This is a genomic window from uncultured Slackia sp. (genome assembly GCF_934630525.1).
In the GTDB taxonomy this organism is placed as follows: domain Bacteria; phylum Actinomycetota; class Coriobacteriia; order Coriobacteriales; family Eggerthellaceae; genus Slackia.
Genome location: NZ_CAKTVX010000003.1, coordinates 209,817 through 224,446, shown reverse-complemented (window position 1 = coordinate 224,446; position 14,630 = coordinate 209,817). Strand labels below are relative to the sequence as shown.

Below are 14,630 nucleotides of genomic sequence, written 5' to 3'. Positions count from 1 at the left end.
TCCTAGCCCTCCTTCTCGATGACGTCGACGTTGCGCGTGCCCAGCACGCCGACCAGGTTGTAGGGCGGCTGCACGTTTCCGCGGCGCGCGGCCCATTTGAGGTGCGTGTCGCTGAGCACTTCGTAGTTGCAGGCGGTGAAGGCGTGGCGCGCTTCGAGCGCTTCCGACGTGCGGTTCACCATGCGGTTCGCGCGCGTCTGCATGGCGGTCCAGGCGGAAAGCTGGCTTTCGACCTGGCGCGCGGCCGCTTCGCGCTTGGCCACCTGAACGGCCTTGTCGTGCTGCTTGATGGCCTCGCGATCGGCTTCGGGCAGTGCCGAGATGTTGCGGTCGTCCACGTGGACGGGCTGGTCGACGGCGGCTCGGGCTTCGTTGGCCGCGCCGCTGAGGCGGCTGCATGTCTCCTGGCACACGGCCTGCACCTCTTTCGCGGTGTTCATGACGCGGCTCAGCTGGATTTCCTGGAGGCTCTGGTCGCTGCGCGCGGAGCCTTCGAGCTTCGAGAGGAAGGGCGAGTTGCAAACGTGGTCGGAGGTTTTCTGCTTGACCTGCTTCGACCACAGGATGCCGCTAATGGCGGTGGTCCACTTCTTCGGCGAGAAGATCGCCTTGCTCGTGATGCGTATGTTGCGGTCGAGCTTGTCGAGCTCGAGGTCGATCCACTCCAGAGCCTCTTCGCACTCCTTGATTGTCGTGATCGACGTTGGCTTTTTGACTTTGCCCATGGCGCGCTCCTTTCCGGCGGGTGCTTGTTGGGTGGGCCGCTTTCGCGTTTCGCTTTCGCGGTTCGCCTTCTACATGGAAAACGGCGGTTGGTTTTTCTGGAAAACTGACGCCGCCTTGGCCGGCGGGTAAAGCACGGTTGCGTTGTCGCGGGGCCGTGCTTCGCGCTCTATTCCGGCGAGGCGGCGTGGGGCAGGTGGGGCGGCCTAGTACGGATAGGCTCTGCCTCCGCAGTGGGGGCATTGGGTCCACAGCACCTCGGTGGTGTGCTCCTTATTGAAAACTTCGTAGCAGTTGCTGCATTCAAATGCTTGCTCGACCATGGCGGGCTCCTTTTCCGGCGGGGGATGCGTTTCGGACGCGCCGCCGTTCGCGCGTCTTGCCCTCTACATGGAAAAGTGCGGCTGCTTTTTCTGGAAAATGCGAAAGGCCTGGTGGGAGTGGCATTGGAGGTTTGGTGGACATGGAGTTGGGTATGAGGCTAGCGGCTTGGCGGGCGTGGCGTCGGCGTGCCGCTTGCGGCCTGGTGGGCGATGTGGGAAATGCCTGGTGTTCGAAATGCTGGCTGTGCTGGCGCGGCCTCGCGGTCGAGATGCTTAGGGCTTGGGTGCGCGGAAACGTAGCTCGTGCCGCTTGCGATTTGGTGCGCGGGTCGGATGCGGTTGCGGTCTGGCGGGTGAAATGATGCGCGTGCCGTCTGTGGCCTGGTAAACAGATTGTCGACCTCCCGTTCAAACCTTGCGTTGCGTCTTGTTGGGTCGTTTCTGCCAGGAAATGCCACAAGGGGGCCTCATTGCAGGCATGTTGTTCGGACGAAATGGGGAATTCGGCGTTGAAGATATTTGCGACCTGCGGTTTTGCGGTCGCAGTATCGGATTGCTCGTTATGGGGAGCCTAAAAAGAGGCCCCCTTGCGGCGTTTTCTGACAATTCGGAACGATTTCTCTGCAGGGAGGCCCCATCGTGGCATTTTCTGCCGGTTTTGGTTTCTTTGCTGGGCGTTTCTTCTGCGTTGTTTTCTGCTGGGTGGCGACGATGTGAGTCCGGACCCCATGTGCCAAGTGGGGAAGGTCGTTCGTTTGATAGCTAAAATATCCCGGTGATTCGCGCCTCCTCGAAAGGGTTTTAAGGATGCTCGATAATCGGCGGCGATGCGCTCGTGGAATCGTTATTTGTATGCTCGCAAGGAGTATACTCATGCCCACACGAGGCTTGATGTTGCCGACACGTGAAATTGGGTCGTGTCTTTCAGATAAGAATAAAAGCCTGGCGGGCTCAATCGCTTGCGCAGCCGCCTGTGTAGCAGGGCGGTTTCGAATGGTCGTTCTGAATGGGCACAGGCATGTTGACAAAACAATGTGCAGGGGATTCGCGCGATTGCCGGGTCCTGCTATTTGCATGGGCATTGCCTCGTTGGACACGCTATGGCCGAAATTGCGTAGAGTACGGCCGGGCTCGTTGTTGCCGATGCTTTTTGAATTCGAGGTTCTGCTGACGTGGGCGCGCGAATTGCGCTTGGAATACGAGGTGGGCTCATGAAAACGCTGGTTGTGGGCGATTTGCATTTGAAGCAGCAATTTGTGCTGCCCCGCATTGACGAGATGCTGGCTGGTGATGCGGAAATTGGGCGTGTCGTATTTTTGGGCGACGCGTGCGATGACTGGGGCGCGAACGAAGCCGATGAGCTAAACGCTATGGAGTTTTATGCGAAATGGGTTCGCGAGCATCGCGGGCGCGGCATGCGAGTCGACGTGCTGCTGGGCAACCACGATTTTTGCTACGTGCGCGGCAAGCGTGGCCCGGGCTCGATTATGTCCATCATGCGCAATCTGCGAACGATTCTGGAAGATGCCCTGCAGGCAAAGGTCGCCTGTGCAGTTGGGCCGTATTTGTGCTCGCATGCGGGTGTGACGGGAGTGTGGGCGAAGCGGTTTTTGGCCGACGTGCCTGCTGATGCGGTATCGATTGCCCAGCGCTTGAATGAGATGCTCGCCGATTCGTCGCATTGGGGCGATTTGGACAGCTGTCCGCCATCGCGTGGGGGCTGGTCGCTGCCGGGGCCTTTGTGGGCCGACTTGCGCGATATGCTCGACGATGCATTGCCCGGCGTGCCGCAAATTGTGGGTCATTCGCCGGTCGAGCGCGTGGAGAACTATGCTGGCGGTTGGATGGCGGCAGGTCGCGACCCCCTGTGGGCATGCGATACTATGTCACTCATGAGCTATGGTGCGCCCATCGGCGATGGGTCGATGTTGCTTGTTGGCGAGCCGGGTGCAATGGATGGGTCAACCGGGTTGTGCGGCTCGTGTGACCCGGGCGCTCCCGGCGAACTGCGCAGCCTGGGCGTGTCGAATGGGGCAGGTGATGCCGCCGAAACGCTTGAAGCGTACGCAGTGCCATTTCCTGGCGAGGGCACATTCGCCGAAGCGTGCAAGCGATATTGGGAAGCACGCTAGCCGGCGACGTTTTGGGCTGGTCCCGGCGCCGGTGGCTTCCTCCTTATTTCTTGCGGTAAAACGCCATGCACACGAGGGAAATAATGCAGAACGCCGCCGCGCACAGCAGCATGTGGAAGAAGCCCTGTGCGCCCGGCGTGGCAGAAACAAAACCGAGCAGCAGCGCTGGTGCCACGGTGGTGCCCACTTGACGAACCAGCGCAATGGTTGCGATTGCGGCTCCGCTTTCTGTGGGGCTCGTGTTTTCGAGCACCATGTAGTTGGTGGGTGCGCCCATCGCAAAACCCATACCCAGGCCCATAATAGACAAGCTGACGATGAGCAGAATTGCGTTTGCGCTGTTCAGGCTTACAAACGCGAGGAATAAAAAGCCCGCGGCCGCCACGGAGAGGCCGCCCATCATAACGGGTTTAGAACCGAATTTATCGATAAGCTTGCCGCCAATCGGCGGGCCGAACATGCTCACGATGCCTACGGGCAAAATATACAAGCCGCCCGAGCCGACCGGCGCGCTCATGATGAACTCGGCGACTTCGGGGATAATCGTCATGGTGATAATGACGCAGCCCACAAAGAAACTCACCACCATGGTGATGACGATAGGCCTATTGCCGAGGTATTCCAAATGGAACACGGGGCTTTTTGCGCGACGCTCCGCCAGCACGAATGCGGCGAGTGACGCGACGAAGCCCAAGGCGGGAGCAAGTACTTCTGCAGATGCGAGCGATTGGCCGACGTGCCGCACATCGATGTGTTGAACTGCGAACAGGAACAGCAGCACCGTGACGACGAGCAGTATTGAGCCGGGGATATCGAGTGGCGTCGAGTCTTCGACGTTGTGGTTCGGAAGAACGCGCAGGCTCGCGACAATGAGCGCCAAGCATACGGGAATGGCGAAGAAGAACAGCGCCGACCAGTGATCGTTTCCTACGATGGCCACGACCAGGCTGCCCACGGCGGCACCGATAACGTTTGCGATGCCAGCAACGGCGGCGGCTATGCCGAGCGCCATGCCTTTCTTTTCTTGAGGGAGCGTCGCCCCTATTTCGGCGTTCGCTACGGGAATAATGCCGCAGGCGCCAACGGCTTGTACCAAGCGGCCGGCGAGCAGGACGGGGAAGCTATCAAACATTTGCGACAGGCCGCAAATAAGCGAGCCTGCCATGAACACGAGCAAGCAACCGATGAAGACCGGCTTGCGGCCGCGGATGTCGGCGAGCTTGCCGATAACGGGGATACATGCGGCGTAGAACAGCGTGTAGATGTTCACCATCCAAATGCCCGCGGTGTCGCCTAGGCCGAAATCTTGCTGGATCACGAGACGTACGGGTGAAATCATGCCCACGTATAGTCCGCCGAGCAAAAGGCCCAAAAGATATATGGCGAAAATGGCGCCAACGCCGCTTTGCGTGTTCGATTCGATATTTCCGCGCATGAAGGTCCCCCGTGAAGCGTTCAAACCCCTCTATGGTAGCACTGGGAAATCGGGTTCGTGGTTTCTGCACGAGAGCTTAATGTGAAGGGTGCAAGGTGCAGGGGGAATGCGACGCGTGGGGTGCGAAACGCCGTCCGGCTCGAGGCTTCTCTCGTTTCGCCCGTGAATTTCTTGGGCAAAAATGGCGTGCTTTTCATCAGGCATCTTATTGATGGTTACGGTGCTAATTTGCGATTGCCACGGGTGTGGAAGCTCTTTTTCGGGCCTGTTTACTCCTGTTTTTCGCTTCTTGCCTGTCCTATGCGTTCCCGCTTCGTTTCTCGACGCACAAGGCGCTCGTATGGGACAATGCGAGCAACGAACAGCTCAGCGAAAATCGGGCGAAAGGGAGGCGGCAATGGCGAAGCATATGACGAGGCGTGCATTCGTGGCGGTGGCGTGCGGCGTCGTTGCCGCGGCGGCGTGCGGTCCTGTGGCCGCGACGATGCTTGGCTGCACAAAGCAGGACGCGAGCGACTCCGCGTGGACGTGGGAAGAAGACGCCGACTTGCCCGTGTTGTGCATGGAGGTTTCCGGTGGCGCGATTGTCGCCATGCCGGGCAATGGCTGGAAGCCGCAAGGCGAGTGGATCCAGCTGCAGCTTTCGGGCGGCTCGATTCCGGGAAAGGAAATCGAGGCCATAACTCAGGAAGGCGCCACGCTGGTCGTGCGTTTGAAGAAACCGGCAAGCGACATGGAGACCATGGATTTGTGCCTTACCGAGTATCGCGTGGCTGGCGGTGACGCCTCGAGCGTTGAATCGGTCGTGGTTGAAGACAAGGGCGAGCGCCTTGATGCTCAGCTCGGCGTCGATGGCGAGGCCCGCGCCGTGCAATAGGAAGAAACTTCGTGCGCCCTTTCCCCGTCGACGCTTTTCGTCTTAAGGGCAAAACGTGCAGTTGTCGCAAAAAGAGCGGCGGCTGCGCGTTTTTGTTTGTGCCGCTATGGTATATTTGCGAACAGACGTTTGTAGATTGATTCGTGGCACGCGCGGTTTTCGCCGCTTGTCGCTTGTGAGAGGTTGCCGATGATTGCATTCCTGAAAGGCACGATGGCCGGCCGAAGCGTCGATGTGGCCTTCGTCGACGTGAACGGCGTCGGCTTCGCCGTGTACATGCCCGCGACCGACATTGTGAAACTTCCCGAGGCGGGCGCCGACGTGGCGCTGTTCACGCATCTTGCCGTGCGCGAAGACGCCATGACGCTGTATGGTTTTTTGTCTCAGGAAGAGCACACGTTGTTCCTGCGCCTTATTGGCGTGTCGGGCATTGGCCCGAAGGCGGCCCTTGCGGCGCTTTCCACATTCAAGCCGGCCGAGCTTATTTCTGCCATTCAGTCGGAAGATGTGAAGGCCGTGTCGACCATTCCGGGCGTGGGCAAGAAAACTGCGCAGCGCCTTATTCTGGAATTGAAAGGCAATTTGGCGCAGGCGGGCGAACAAGACCTGTTCAGCGCCGCGACGGCAGCGGCAACCGAGCGCTTGCAGGGCGCGCGCGACGGCCTGCTTGCCATGGGCTTCACGCTGGCCGAGGCCGATTTGGCGCTGAAGGGCGCTCCCGAGGAACTGAATACCGAGGGCGCGCTGTTGCAGTATGCTTTGAAGCGACTTGGCTCGGTGGGGTAAAGGAAGTAATTCGTGGCTGAAGGCATTCAAATAGAGGGCATGGTGTTCGAGGCGTCTTCGGGCGGCTCGGCGGCGGGCGGCGCGGGCTTCGCGCAGCAAACGCCGCGCGAGCGTGTGGTCTCGAGCGACCTCACCGAAGACGATTTGGCGCTTGATCGCTCGCTTCGCCCGAAATACCTGGACGATTATCTGGGCCAAACGCGCGTGAAAGACAGTCTGTCTATTCTTATTCAGGCGGCCAAGCAGCGCGGTGAATGCATGGACCACGTGCTGTTCAGCGGCCCTCCGGGCTTGGGCAAAACCACGCTCGCCACGGTTGTCGCCAATGAGCTGGGCGCGAATATTCGCACCACGAGCGGCCCGGCCATCGCGCGTCCGGGCGATTTGGCGGCTATTTTGACGAATCTCGAAGAGGGCGACGTACTGTTCATCGATGAGATTCATCGCCTGAATCGTCAGGTGGAAGAAGTGCTTTATCCCGCGTTGGAAGATTGCGTGCTCGATATTGTGGTGGGCAAGGGGCCGGCTGCGCGCAGTATTCGCCTCGACCTGCCGCACTTCACGCTCATCGGCGCAACCACGCGCACAGGCTTGCTTACCGGGCCTTTGCGAGACCGCTTCGGCATCGTGTTTCGCCTGGATTATTACACCCCCGAAGAGCTGGCCGATATCGTGAAGCGCTCGGCGGGCATTTTGGATGTGGCGGTCGACGGAGAAGGCGCCATTGAAATCGCGCGCCGCAGCCGCGGTACGCCGCGTTTGGCGAACCGCCTGCTCAAGCGCGTGCGCGACTGGGCGCAGGTGCGCGGCAACGGCGATATCGACGAAGATACCGCAGCGGCAGCGCTGAGCTTTTTCGAGGTCGACTCGCTTGGGCTCGATGGCCTTGACAATAAAATCCTTGAGCTTCTGTGCGATTCATTTGCGGGGCGTCCTGTAGGTCTTACCACGCTTGCATCGGCGCTTTCGGAAGATCCGGGCACGGTGGAAGACGTGTATGAGCCATTCCTTATTCAGCAAGGGCTCATTATGCGCACGCCCAAGGGCCGCCAAGCAACGGCGAGAGCGTTTGATCACCTGGGGCTGAAGATGCCCGGAGCGGAATAGCGAATGAGCCTGGGTATGCGCTAAAAGCCAGCGAGCATGCTGTTTCGCCGTTCTGCCGAACGGCGAAAGTGGCCGATGCTGTGCGAAAGCGTGGCGGGGATGAGCTTGGTCAAGAACTAAGGGTCAGCGAGCGCGAGATTCGCGGAGCGAATTCGCCCAAAAGAGGAGCGAAGCGTACTTCGGTACGCGAGCGACGATTGCGAGCGAAGGCGACCGCGCAGCTCGCGCGCAGCGTCGAGCGGTTTCTCCGTTCGGCAGAACGGAGAAACAAATATGTTTCAGCAAGATTATTTGATGCGCCTAATTTGGCAATTCGTCGAGGCGATGCGTCGCACGGTCGAGAAAGACGACGATCCCGATGCGAAAGCCGAATCGGTGGAAGACGCTATCGCGAATGCGCTCGAAATGGACGCGAACGTGGTGCTGGGGTTGGCGCCCGAAAGCTTCGCGGGCATTCTGAGCGTTTCGGGAACCGACCCGCATGTGGTCGAGTATTTGGTGCGCGGCATGGCTCTCGAATCGTATTACCTTGAGCAAGCCGGCAAACAGCAGGCGGCCCAGCTGCGATTCGACCAGGCTTGTGCGCTGGCCGCGGCATACGGCATCGACGCACCTGCTGCGGGCGAGATTCCCGTGATGGACGATTTCGACGAGATGCTCGAAGCCGACGGCATCACGGGCGAGGAGTAGTTTTCGTTCGCGCGTTTTTAACCGCACGTCAACAGTTCGCGGGCGAATTGAAAGTTTTCAAAATTCATAAAGAAATGCCGCGCAATCTCACTAAAATGATAACAATCGCCGAAGTAAGACCGAATGGCACCCGTGCCGTCGTGGACGATGGAAGCGTTTTGTTCCATCGTGAACGGTGGGGCAGGTTTTGGTGGACCCAGAGCGATCTGGGCAGATTACTTCCCCGGTAAGTCGGGGAGAGAAAGAGGCCGAAAATGGCTGAAGGAACTGTCAAATGGTTCAACCCCGAGAAGGGCTACGGATTTATTTCCCAGGCCGATGGCGAAGATCTCTTCGTCCACTTCTCCGAGATCAAGATGGACGGTTATAAGACCCTCGACGAAGGCCAGCGCGTGTCTTTCGAGGTTACCACGGGCCAGAACGGCAAGCTGCAGGCCAGCGACGTTCATAAGCTCTAAAGCGCAAAGTACCAAGCGCTCGCTCTAACAGAACCACGAATCGAAGGAGGCCGTCCCGCGGGGCGGCCTCCTTGCGTTGTGGGGCATGCTTGGATGCGCCTGTTAAATGCTCGTAGCATTGAGCAGGTGCGCTTGGCGGGAATCACTCGGATAAAATCTAATATCCGAATGATTAAAAAGTGGCATCAGAACAGGACGTATAATTAGACAGTACGATGCAAAAGTGTTCAAATGGGACAAGGGGCGGTGCGTTGTGGCTGACTTCAAAAACGATGGCACGAAGGGGAACGATTATTTGGATGCTTCGTCGAGAGAACTCTACGATATTCATATGGCGCTGCGGGACGACCCAAGCGTTGGCGCCGAGCCGCTGAGGGCCGTTGTCGCTGATGATGACAGCATTTTTGTCGAAGGCATCGCTGCGCTTGTGCATGAATGGGATGAATTCGACCTGGTGGGCAAAGCAACGACGCTCGAAGGCGTGCGCGCGCAATGCCGCGAGAAAAAGCCCGCCGTTGTTATGATGGGCGCCACGTTCCACGGTTCAGGCAGCGCCGATACTATTCGCGACATTCTTGCCGAAGATCCCAACATTCGCATCATGGTCGTGGCGTCGATGGGCGAGAGTGGCTTCGTGCTCGATGCGCTGCGCGCCGGCGCAAGCGGTTTTGGGTCGCGGGACGAAATGACGGCCGATAGGCTTCGTTCGCTGTTTTGGGCTTTGGCCTGCGGCGATATCGCCTTTTCCGGGTCGCTTGGCACGGTTCTTCAAGGCGCTCTTATGAATGATATGGCTGGCAAGGCGGCTGTTTCCGTGGCAAGCGAACGCTTCGATTCTCTCGATGAGCGCGAGCGCACGGTGTTGGCGGCGCTTGAAGAGGGGCTTTCGAACGCGGAAATTAGCGCGCGCCTCTTTTTAAGCGAGCCAACGGTGAAGAAATGCATCGGCAGCATTATCCAGAAGCTTCATGTAAGCAATCGCGTGCAGGCGGCGGTGCTTTCGGCAAAACGCGGCTTGTAGAGCGTTCGGTCCAACGCGTGCGATACCTGCGCATATGCAAGTTCGCGTGGCATTTTCTGGACGGTAGATTCTGTCCAGCGATGCTTTAATTTCATAGACTAACCTTATGGATTCCGCTTTGTGCGGGATCCATTTTTTATTCTTTCAAGATGCCAGTCGTATATTCGCCAGGTTCGAAATGCTTATTTTTACGAGCCAATGGCTACTCCTCATTATCCCCACAGAACGCGTTAGCCCAGCAACAATAGCGGTGTCAAAGCGCGTCGATTTCGTTGCCAGTCATGCTGCTCAAGGGCGAGTCTGCAGCATTGGCACTCCATAACGCGGCGCGCGCCTCAAACGAAAGGGGATTCGTTATGAAAGCTCAACTGAATCGTATTGCCCTGCGCGCGGCAGACGCCGATAAGGCCGTCGCCGACCTGCATGCCCTTCTGGGCGTGACTTTCTATGGGCCGTATGACGATGAGCACATGGGCTTGCGCGTTGCTCTGCCCAAGACTGGCGGCATCGAGGTTATGGCTCCCATGCACGACCACGACGCCATTGGCGCGTACCAGCGCCTGCAGACCGAGGGCGAGGGCGTGAGCGGCATTGCCGTGCGCGTTGATGACTTCGAGGAGGCTCGCGCCGCGTTTGCCGCAAAGGGACTCAAGCCGATTTCCGAGTTCTGGCACGGCAAGTTCCACGAGATGATTTTCGCTCCCTGCCCCGAAACTCACGGCCTCGAGATTGCCGTGAATGAGTTCCCCGATGCCAATGGCGCGGCTATCCAGGTTGCCTTGGACATGGGCGCCGACTGGAAAGACGTTTGCGACGTAGACGCTGAGTAGAGGAACGGTTGGGGACACATGACAACGATTGCGATTTTCAAGTGGGCGATGGACCCGCATGACGAGAGGGTTGGTGTTGACGGCAACGTGAAGTGGTCCGCCAATAAGCCCGTCGCCGGCGACGACGATCATGAAGTCGTGAAGGTTGCGCTCGACATTGCCGGAGAAGGCGAAGTCGTGGGCATGACGATGGTAGGCGGCGATACCGCTTTCGCGGCCGCTCGTGGTGCAAAGAGCACCATCGCCATCGAGGGCGTCGACGCGCTGGCGCAGCCCGTCGAACTCGCAGGCGCTTTGGCTGCTGCGGTTCGTGCGCAGGAAGGCGTGGACGCGGTTGTTATCGGCGATAGCGCCTGGGAGCCGATGGTGCCGAGCCTGCTTGCGAGCATGCTCGGATGGCCGTGCGTTCTTGCCGCCGATGGCGCCCGCCGCGAAGGCGACGCGCTGGTCGTGACCCGTCGTTTTGGCGCGGGCACGCAAGACGTGCAGGTTGATTCTCCTGCGGTTATCGCTGTGGCAGCTCGCCGTGAAGAGGAGAGCAAGCCGGGCATGCGCGCGACGCTTGCAGCCCGCAAGCTCCCGGTTGAGAAAATCGCTGGCAGCGCAGAAGGCTTTGCGCATATGGATTCTCAGGGCACGCATGCTCCCGAAAGCGCTCCTGCGCGCATTTTCGACGGAACGAACCCCGAGGCAGCTGTCGAGCAGCTCGTGGCGGCCTTGAAGGCAGAGGGGGTGCTGTAATGAGCAACGTATGGGCAATTATCACCGACGAAATGTCGGCTGCTGCAGTGGCGGGCGTGGCACTGCGCTCGGGCACTCCCGCCAAAGCGCTCGTTTTCGGCTCTTCGGAGCTTGCGAATCGTGTTGCTGGCTTCGGTGTTGAAAGCGTGACCTGGTACGATGCCGACAAGGCGCTTCCCGAGGCCATGGCGGGCACCATTGCCAAACGCGCCGAGCAGGAAAAACCCGTCGCGGTTGTCTCTTCCGATTCGGCGACGTCTCGCGCTCTGCTCGGGCCTGTTGCGGTCGCCTTGGGAGCGGCTGTTACGGGCAAGGTCATTGCCGTGAAGGTTGACGGCGAGGCTGCGACTGTCGAGCGCTTGGTTGCCGACAGCGAAGCGGTTGACGTGCTTGCGGCGCCCGGCAGCGTGGTATGCACGATCGCCGATGGCGTTGATGAGGCGGAAGCCTCCGAGCCGGTTGTCGTGTCTGAGGGCGCATTCGATGAGGATGCTCGCATGAAGGTGCTTTCCACCAATGCCGAAGGCGAAGGTGGCGCGGGCCTGCAGCAAGCAGAACGCGTGGTCGGCGTTGGTTTGGGCATTGGCCCGAAGGAAAACCTCGCGCTCATCGACGAGCTTGCGGGCATCATGGGCGCCGAAGTCGCTTGCACGCTTCCTTTGTGCGACAACTACCACTGGTTCGAGCACAATCGCGTGGTGGGCACCTCTACCCAGAAAATCTCGCCTCGCTTGTATCTGAGCTTCGGTTCCTCGGGCGCGCCCCAGCATATGACGGGCGTGCGCGCATCGAAGGTCATTGCGGCTGTGAACAATGACCCCGAAGCCCCGATTTTCCGCGAGTGCACCTACGGCATCGTTGGCGATGTTGAAAAGATTCTCCCTGCATTTATTCAAGCCCTGAAGTAATTGCAGCTGCGGCGGGCGCAGCCGTGCGGGCTGCGTCCCTCAGCGGCGCGATTTAGGCATACCAAGGAGGAAACAATGGCAGAATTCGACGTTGAATACGATCTCGTCGTCGTCGGCGGCGGCGCGTCGGGCAAATCGGCAGCGCTTATTGCCGCGCGTGCGGGCAAGAATGTCGTCGTTATCGAGAAGATGCCCGAAACCGGCGGCCTCTCGGTGTTCGCCGAGGGCACGGCTGCATTTGAATCGAGCGTGCAGAAAGAGCTGGGAACACCCCGCCTGAGCAAATACCATTTCCCCACCAAGCAAGAGGGCCTCGATAAAATCATGGGCTACAGCCACCAGCGCGCGAACTACGAAGTTGCCCGCGCGTTCGTGGAGAACTCCGCCGAGACCATCGACATCTATCGCGACCTGGGCGTTGTGTATAAGACTTGCGACATCGCGGCGGAAGACGACCCCAATGAGGTTTGGACGTTCCATTTGCCCGATGGCTTGGGCGCGCATTGCCAGGAGGTTCTGCTCGACGCCATTCAGAAGCTCGATGTGGACATCTTCACCGAGACCCCGGCCAAAGAGCTCATCATCGAAGACGGCCGCGTCGTGGGCGTTGTGGCCGAATCGGAAGGCGAGCCGCTTCGCATTGGCGGCAAGGCAGTGATTCTGGCGACGGGCGGCATGGGCTCGAGCCCCGATCGCATTTTCAAGTACAGCTGGTTCGCGCCGGCGGCGTACAACATGAACGTGCTCACCCCGCTGCAGAACGTGGGCGACGGCCTCGACCTCGCGCTTTCTGCGGGCGCCGACCCCAACACCATTACCACCTGCCCGCTGCTCGCCGCAGGCGGCCGTGACATGACCATGGATTCCCAGGTCGGCGGCGCAGGCGTGAACCCAGGCGTGTGGATCAATAAAACCGGCCATCGCTTCGCGGCCGAGTCGGTTGCCGAAAACCTCGGCGATATCGGAACGTATTACGGCAAGCAGCCCGGCGGCATTGTGTGGTCCATCCTCTCCCAGGTAGACGTTGACCGCCTGGTGAGCGAGGGCTCCGAAATCGCCATCGGTGAGTTCGTGGTGTACCACAAGCCCATGACGGGCCTTCTGCCCGAGCTTGAGGCGCATTTGGAATCGGGCCTGGTGAAGAAGGCCGATACCTTCGAAGAACTCGCCGAGCAGATGGGCGTGCCCACCGATGCGTTCGTCGAAACCATGACCGCCTATAACGAGGCGTGTGAGAAGGGCGTCGATGAGGCGTTCTTCAAGAAACCGCAGTATCTGCGCGCGCTGGCCGAGCCGCCGTTCTATGGCATTCCTTTGGCAACGGGCACCATGGGTTCCGCCGGTGGCATTAAGGTCAACGGCAATATGCAGGTCATCACCTCCGACGGAGACGCGATTCCGGGCCTGTATGCGGTCGGCCTGGATGCCACGGGCCTGTACGGCGATTCCTACAACATGGAAATTCCTGGCTGCGCGAACGGCTTCGCCCATACTTCGGGCCGTATCGCTGCGCGCCACGCGATCGCAAACATGTAATTGTTCACCGCGGCTGTACGGCATGCGGCCGCGGTGCCTCACTCATTCTCACAAGGACCTCAGGGCGCATATATGCGCCTGAGAATATGGCTTCCCGTGCGCGTGGGGCGCGCGGGCCAATGAAAGGGGAAACTCATGGCACAAGAGGTTAAGGCTCCGAAGATTTCCGGTGCTCCCGAATTCGGCAAGTGGATCTCTCCCGAAGAGTCGGTCGGCCAGCGCTTGAAGGGCAAGAAAATCCTGCTCACGGGCACCACGAAGGGCGTGGGCCATGTGGCGCAAGAGCTTCTGTGCGCCCAGGGCGCCATCGTATGCGGCTCCGGCCGTTCCAAGGGCGTTGCCGCGGCGTATGCCGAAGAGCTTCGCGCTAAGGGCTACCAGGCTTACGGCGATGACTGCGACCTGTCCGATTACGAAGCCGTGAAGAAGTGGGTCGCCGAGTGCGCCGAGCGTATGGGCGGCATCGACGTCGTCATCAACAACGCGTCGCACCCTGGCATGGCTCCCTTCGGCGAGATGACTCCCAAGATTTGGAACTATGGCATCGAAAACGAGCTCAACCTGGTCTACAACGTGTGCAACTGCGCATGGCCGTACCTGCAGAAGGCCGAGCACGGCGCTTCCATCATCATCACCGCTTCCACCTGCGGCCTGCAGGGTTCCAACTCGCCCCAGGCATGCCATGCTGCCGCTAAGGGCGCCTGCATCGCCATGGCTCGCCAGCTCGCCGCTGAAGGCGGCCCCTTCGGCATTCGCTGCAACTCGGTGACCCCGGGCCTGGTGTGGACCGAGGCTATGGCCAACATCCCGAAGGAAATGGCGACGGGCCTCATCGCTGCGCAAACCACTCAGCGCGCCATCGACCCCATGGACATCGCCTACACCTACTTGTTCCTGGCTTCTGACGAATCTCGCCAGATCACCGCGACCAACATTGCCGTCGACGGCGGCTGCGCTGGCGCTGTGACGGGCGGCATGCAGGGCGAAATCGAGTAGGTTCACGCCTGCAAGCTATTGATGTCCGGCTATTTTGCGTGACGCGTCGTTTTTCGATGTGTCGTTT

General features: G+C 59.7%; 14 protein-coding genes. 12 read left to right on the top strand and 2 right to left on the bottom strand.

What is annotated here, in order from left to right; genetic code table 11:
• Window positions 1–2 precede the first annotated feature (2 nt).
• Window positions 3–725: a hypothetical protein gene (locus tag Q0D41_RS04240; protein ID WP_294375672.1), complete on the bottom strand. Its 723-nt coding sequence runs from the start codon at window positions 723–725 to the stop codon at window positions 3–5.
• A 1,532-nt stretch (window positions 726–2,257) separates the two neighbouring features.
• Between Q0D41_RS04240 and Q0D41_RS04235 the strand changes: the two genes are divergently transcribed.
• Window positions 2,258–3,178, top strand: coding sequence for a metallophosphoesterase (locus tag Q0D41_RS04235; RefSeq protein ID WP_294375670.1), 921 nt, complete (start codon window positions 2,258–2,260; stop codon window positions 3,176–3,178).
• A gap of 43 nt (window positions 3,179–3,221) precedes the next feature.
• Here Q0D41_RS04235 and Q0D41_RS04230 read toward each other — a convergent pair whose 3' ends face one another.
• Window positions 3,222–4,613 (bottom strand): MFS transporter, encoded by a 1,392-nt coding sequence (locus Q0D41_RS04230; protein ID WP_294375668.1) that lies wholly within the window; start codon window positions 4,611–4,613, stop codon window positions 3,222–3,224.
• A 397-nt stretch (window positions 4,614–5,010) separates the two neighbouring features.
• On the opposite strand from Q0D41_RS04230, the gene Q0D41_RS04225 reads away from it, so the two are divergent.
• The 11 genes from Q0D41_RS04225 to ddr all read left to right on the top strand — a co-directional run bounded on the left by Q0D41_RS04225 (window position 5,011) and on the right by ddr (window position 14,563).
• On the top strand, window positions 5,011–5,490 hold the full coding sequence (locus Q0D41_RS04225) for a hypothetical protein (RefSeq protein ID WP_294375665.1): 480 nt from the start codon (window positions 5,011–5,013) through the stop codon (window positions 5,488–5,490).
• A gap of 189 nt (window positions 5,491–5,679) precedes the next feature.
• Complete coding sequence (gene ruvA, locus Q0D41_RS04220; protein ID WP_294375662.1) at window positions 5,680–6,276, top strand: Holliday junction branch migration protein RuvA; 597 nt, start codon at window positions 5,680–5,682, stop codon at window positions 6,274–6,276.
• Window positions 6,277–6,315: 39 nt separating this feature from the next.
• Window positions 6,316–7,383 (top strand): Holliday junction branch migration DNA helicase RuvB, encoded by a 1,068-nt coding sequence (ruvB, locus tag Q0D41_RS04215; RefSeq protein ID WP_294375855.1) that lies wholly within the window; start codon window positions 6,316–6,318, stop codon window positions 7,381–7,383.
• Window positions 7,384–7,656: 273 nt separating this feature from the next.
• Window positions 7,657–8,073 (top strand): hypothetical protein, encoded by a 417-nt coding sequence (locus Q0D41_RS04210; protein WP_294375659.1) that lies wholly within the window; start codon window positions 7,657–7,659, stop codon window positions 8,071–8,073.
• Between the two features lie 254 nt (window positions 8,074–8,327).
• Entirely contained in the window at window positions 8,328–8,531 is a 204-nt protein-coding gene (locus Q0D41_RS04205; protein WP_114615674.1) for a cold-shock protein, read from the top strand.
• Window positions 8,532–8,784: 253 nt separating this feature from the next.
• On the top strand, window positions 8,785–9,552 hold the full coding sequence (locus tag Q0D41_RS04200; RefSeq protein WP_294375650.1) for a response regulator transcription factor: 768 nt from the start codon (window positions 8,785–8,787) through the stop codon (window positions 9,550–9,552).
• 356 nt (window positions 9,553–9,908) lie between these two features.
• Window positions 9,909–10,382, top strand: a complete 474-nt coding sequence (ddrc, locus tag Q0D41_RS04195) for a dihydrodaizein racemase (ifcA) (protein ID WP_294375647.1) — start codon at window positions 9,909–9,911, stop codon at window positions 10,380–10,382.
• Between the two features lie 18 nt (window positions 10,383–10,400).
• Window positions 10,401–11,123 carry a putative electron transfer flavoprotein beta subunit IfcB gene (ifcB, locus tag Q0D41_RS04190; RefSeq protein ID WP_294375644.1) on the top strand — a complete coding sequence of 241 codons (723 nt, stop codon included), beginning with the start codon at window positions 10,401–10,403 and terminating at the stop codon, window positions 11,121–11,123.
• Entirely contained in the window at window positions 11,123–12,031 is a 909-nt protein-coding gene (gene ifcC, locus Q0D41_RS04185; RefSeq protein ID WP_294375642.1) for a putative electron transfer flavoprotein alpha subunit IfcC, read from the top strand. Before ifcB ends, ifcC begins: the two co-directional genes overlap by 1 nt.
• 75 nt (window positions 12,032–12,106) lie before the next feature.
• Complete coding sequence (gene tdr / locus Q0D41_RS04180; protein ID WP_294375640.1) at window positions 12,107–13,567, top strand: tetrahydrodaidzein reductase; 1,461 nt, start codon at window positions 12,107–12,109, stop codon at window positions 13,565–13,567.
• A 135-nt stretch (window positions 13,568–13,702) separates the two neighbouring features.
• A complete protein-coding gene (gene ddr / locus Q0D41_RS04175; protein ID WP_294375638.1) occupies window positions 13,703–14,563 on the top strand; it encodes a dihydrodaidzein reductase in 861 nt (286 codons plus the stop codon).
• The last annotated feature ends 67 nt before the right edge of the window (window positions 14,564–14,630 follow it).

Coding starts and splice junctions, on each gene's coding strand:
- Q0D41_RS04240 (WP_294375672.1), bottom strand. CDS start 725: ATGGGCAAAGTCAAAAAGCCAACGTCGATCACGACAATCAAGGAGTGC.
- tdr (WP_294375640.1), top strand. CDS start 12,107: ATGGCAGAATTCGACGTTGAATACGATCTCGTCGTCGTCGGCGGCGGC.
- Q0D41_RS04235 (WP_294375670.1), top strand. CDS start 2,258: ATGAAAACGCTGGTTGTGGGCGATTTGCATTTGAAGCAGCAATTTGTG.
- Q0D41_RS04225 (WP_294375665.1), top strand. CDS start 5,011: ATGGCGAAGCATATGACGAGGCGTGCATTCGTGGCGGTGGCGTGCGGC.
- ruvA (WP_294375662.1), top strand. CDS start 5,680: ATGATTGCATTCCTGAAAGGCACGATGGCCGGCCGAAGCGTCGATGTG.
- ddrc (WP_294375647.1), top strand. CDS start 9,909: ATGAAAGCTCAACTGAATCGTATTGCCCTGCGCGCGGCAGACGCCGAT.
- Q0D41_RS04210 (WP_294375659.1), top strand. CDS start 7,657: ATGTTTCAGCAAGATTATTTGATGCGCCTAATTTGGCAATTCGTCGAG.
- Q0D41_RS04205 (WP_114615674.1), top strand. CDS start 8,328: ATGGCTGAAGGAACTGTCAAATGGTTCAACCCCGAGAAGGGCTACGGA.
- Q0D41_RS04230 (WP_294375668.1), bottom strand. CDS start 4,613: ATGCGCGGAAATATCGAATCGAACACGCAAAGCGGCGTTGGCGCCATT.
- ddr (WP_294375638.1), top strand. CDS start 13,703: ATGGCACAAGAGGTTAAGGCTCCGAAGATTTCCGGTGCTCCCGAATTC.
- ifcC (WP_294375642.1), top strand. CDS start 11,123: ATGAGCAACGTATGGGCAATTATCACCGACGAAATGTCGGCTGCTGCA.
- ruvB (WP_294375855.1), top strand. CDS start 6,316: ATGGTGTTCGAGGCGTCTTCGGGCGGCTCGGCGGCGGGCGGCGCGGGC.
- ifcB (WP_294375644.1), top strand. CDS start 10,401: ATGACAACGATTGCGATTTTCAAGTGGGCGATGGACCCGCATGACGAG.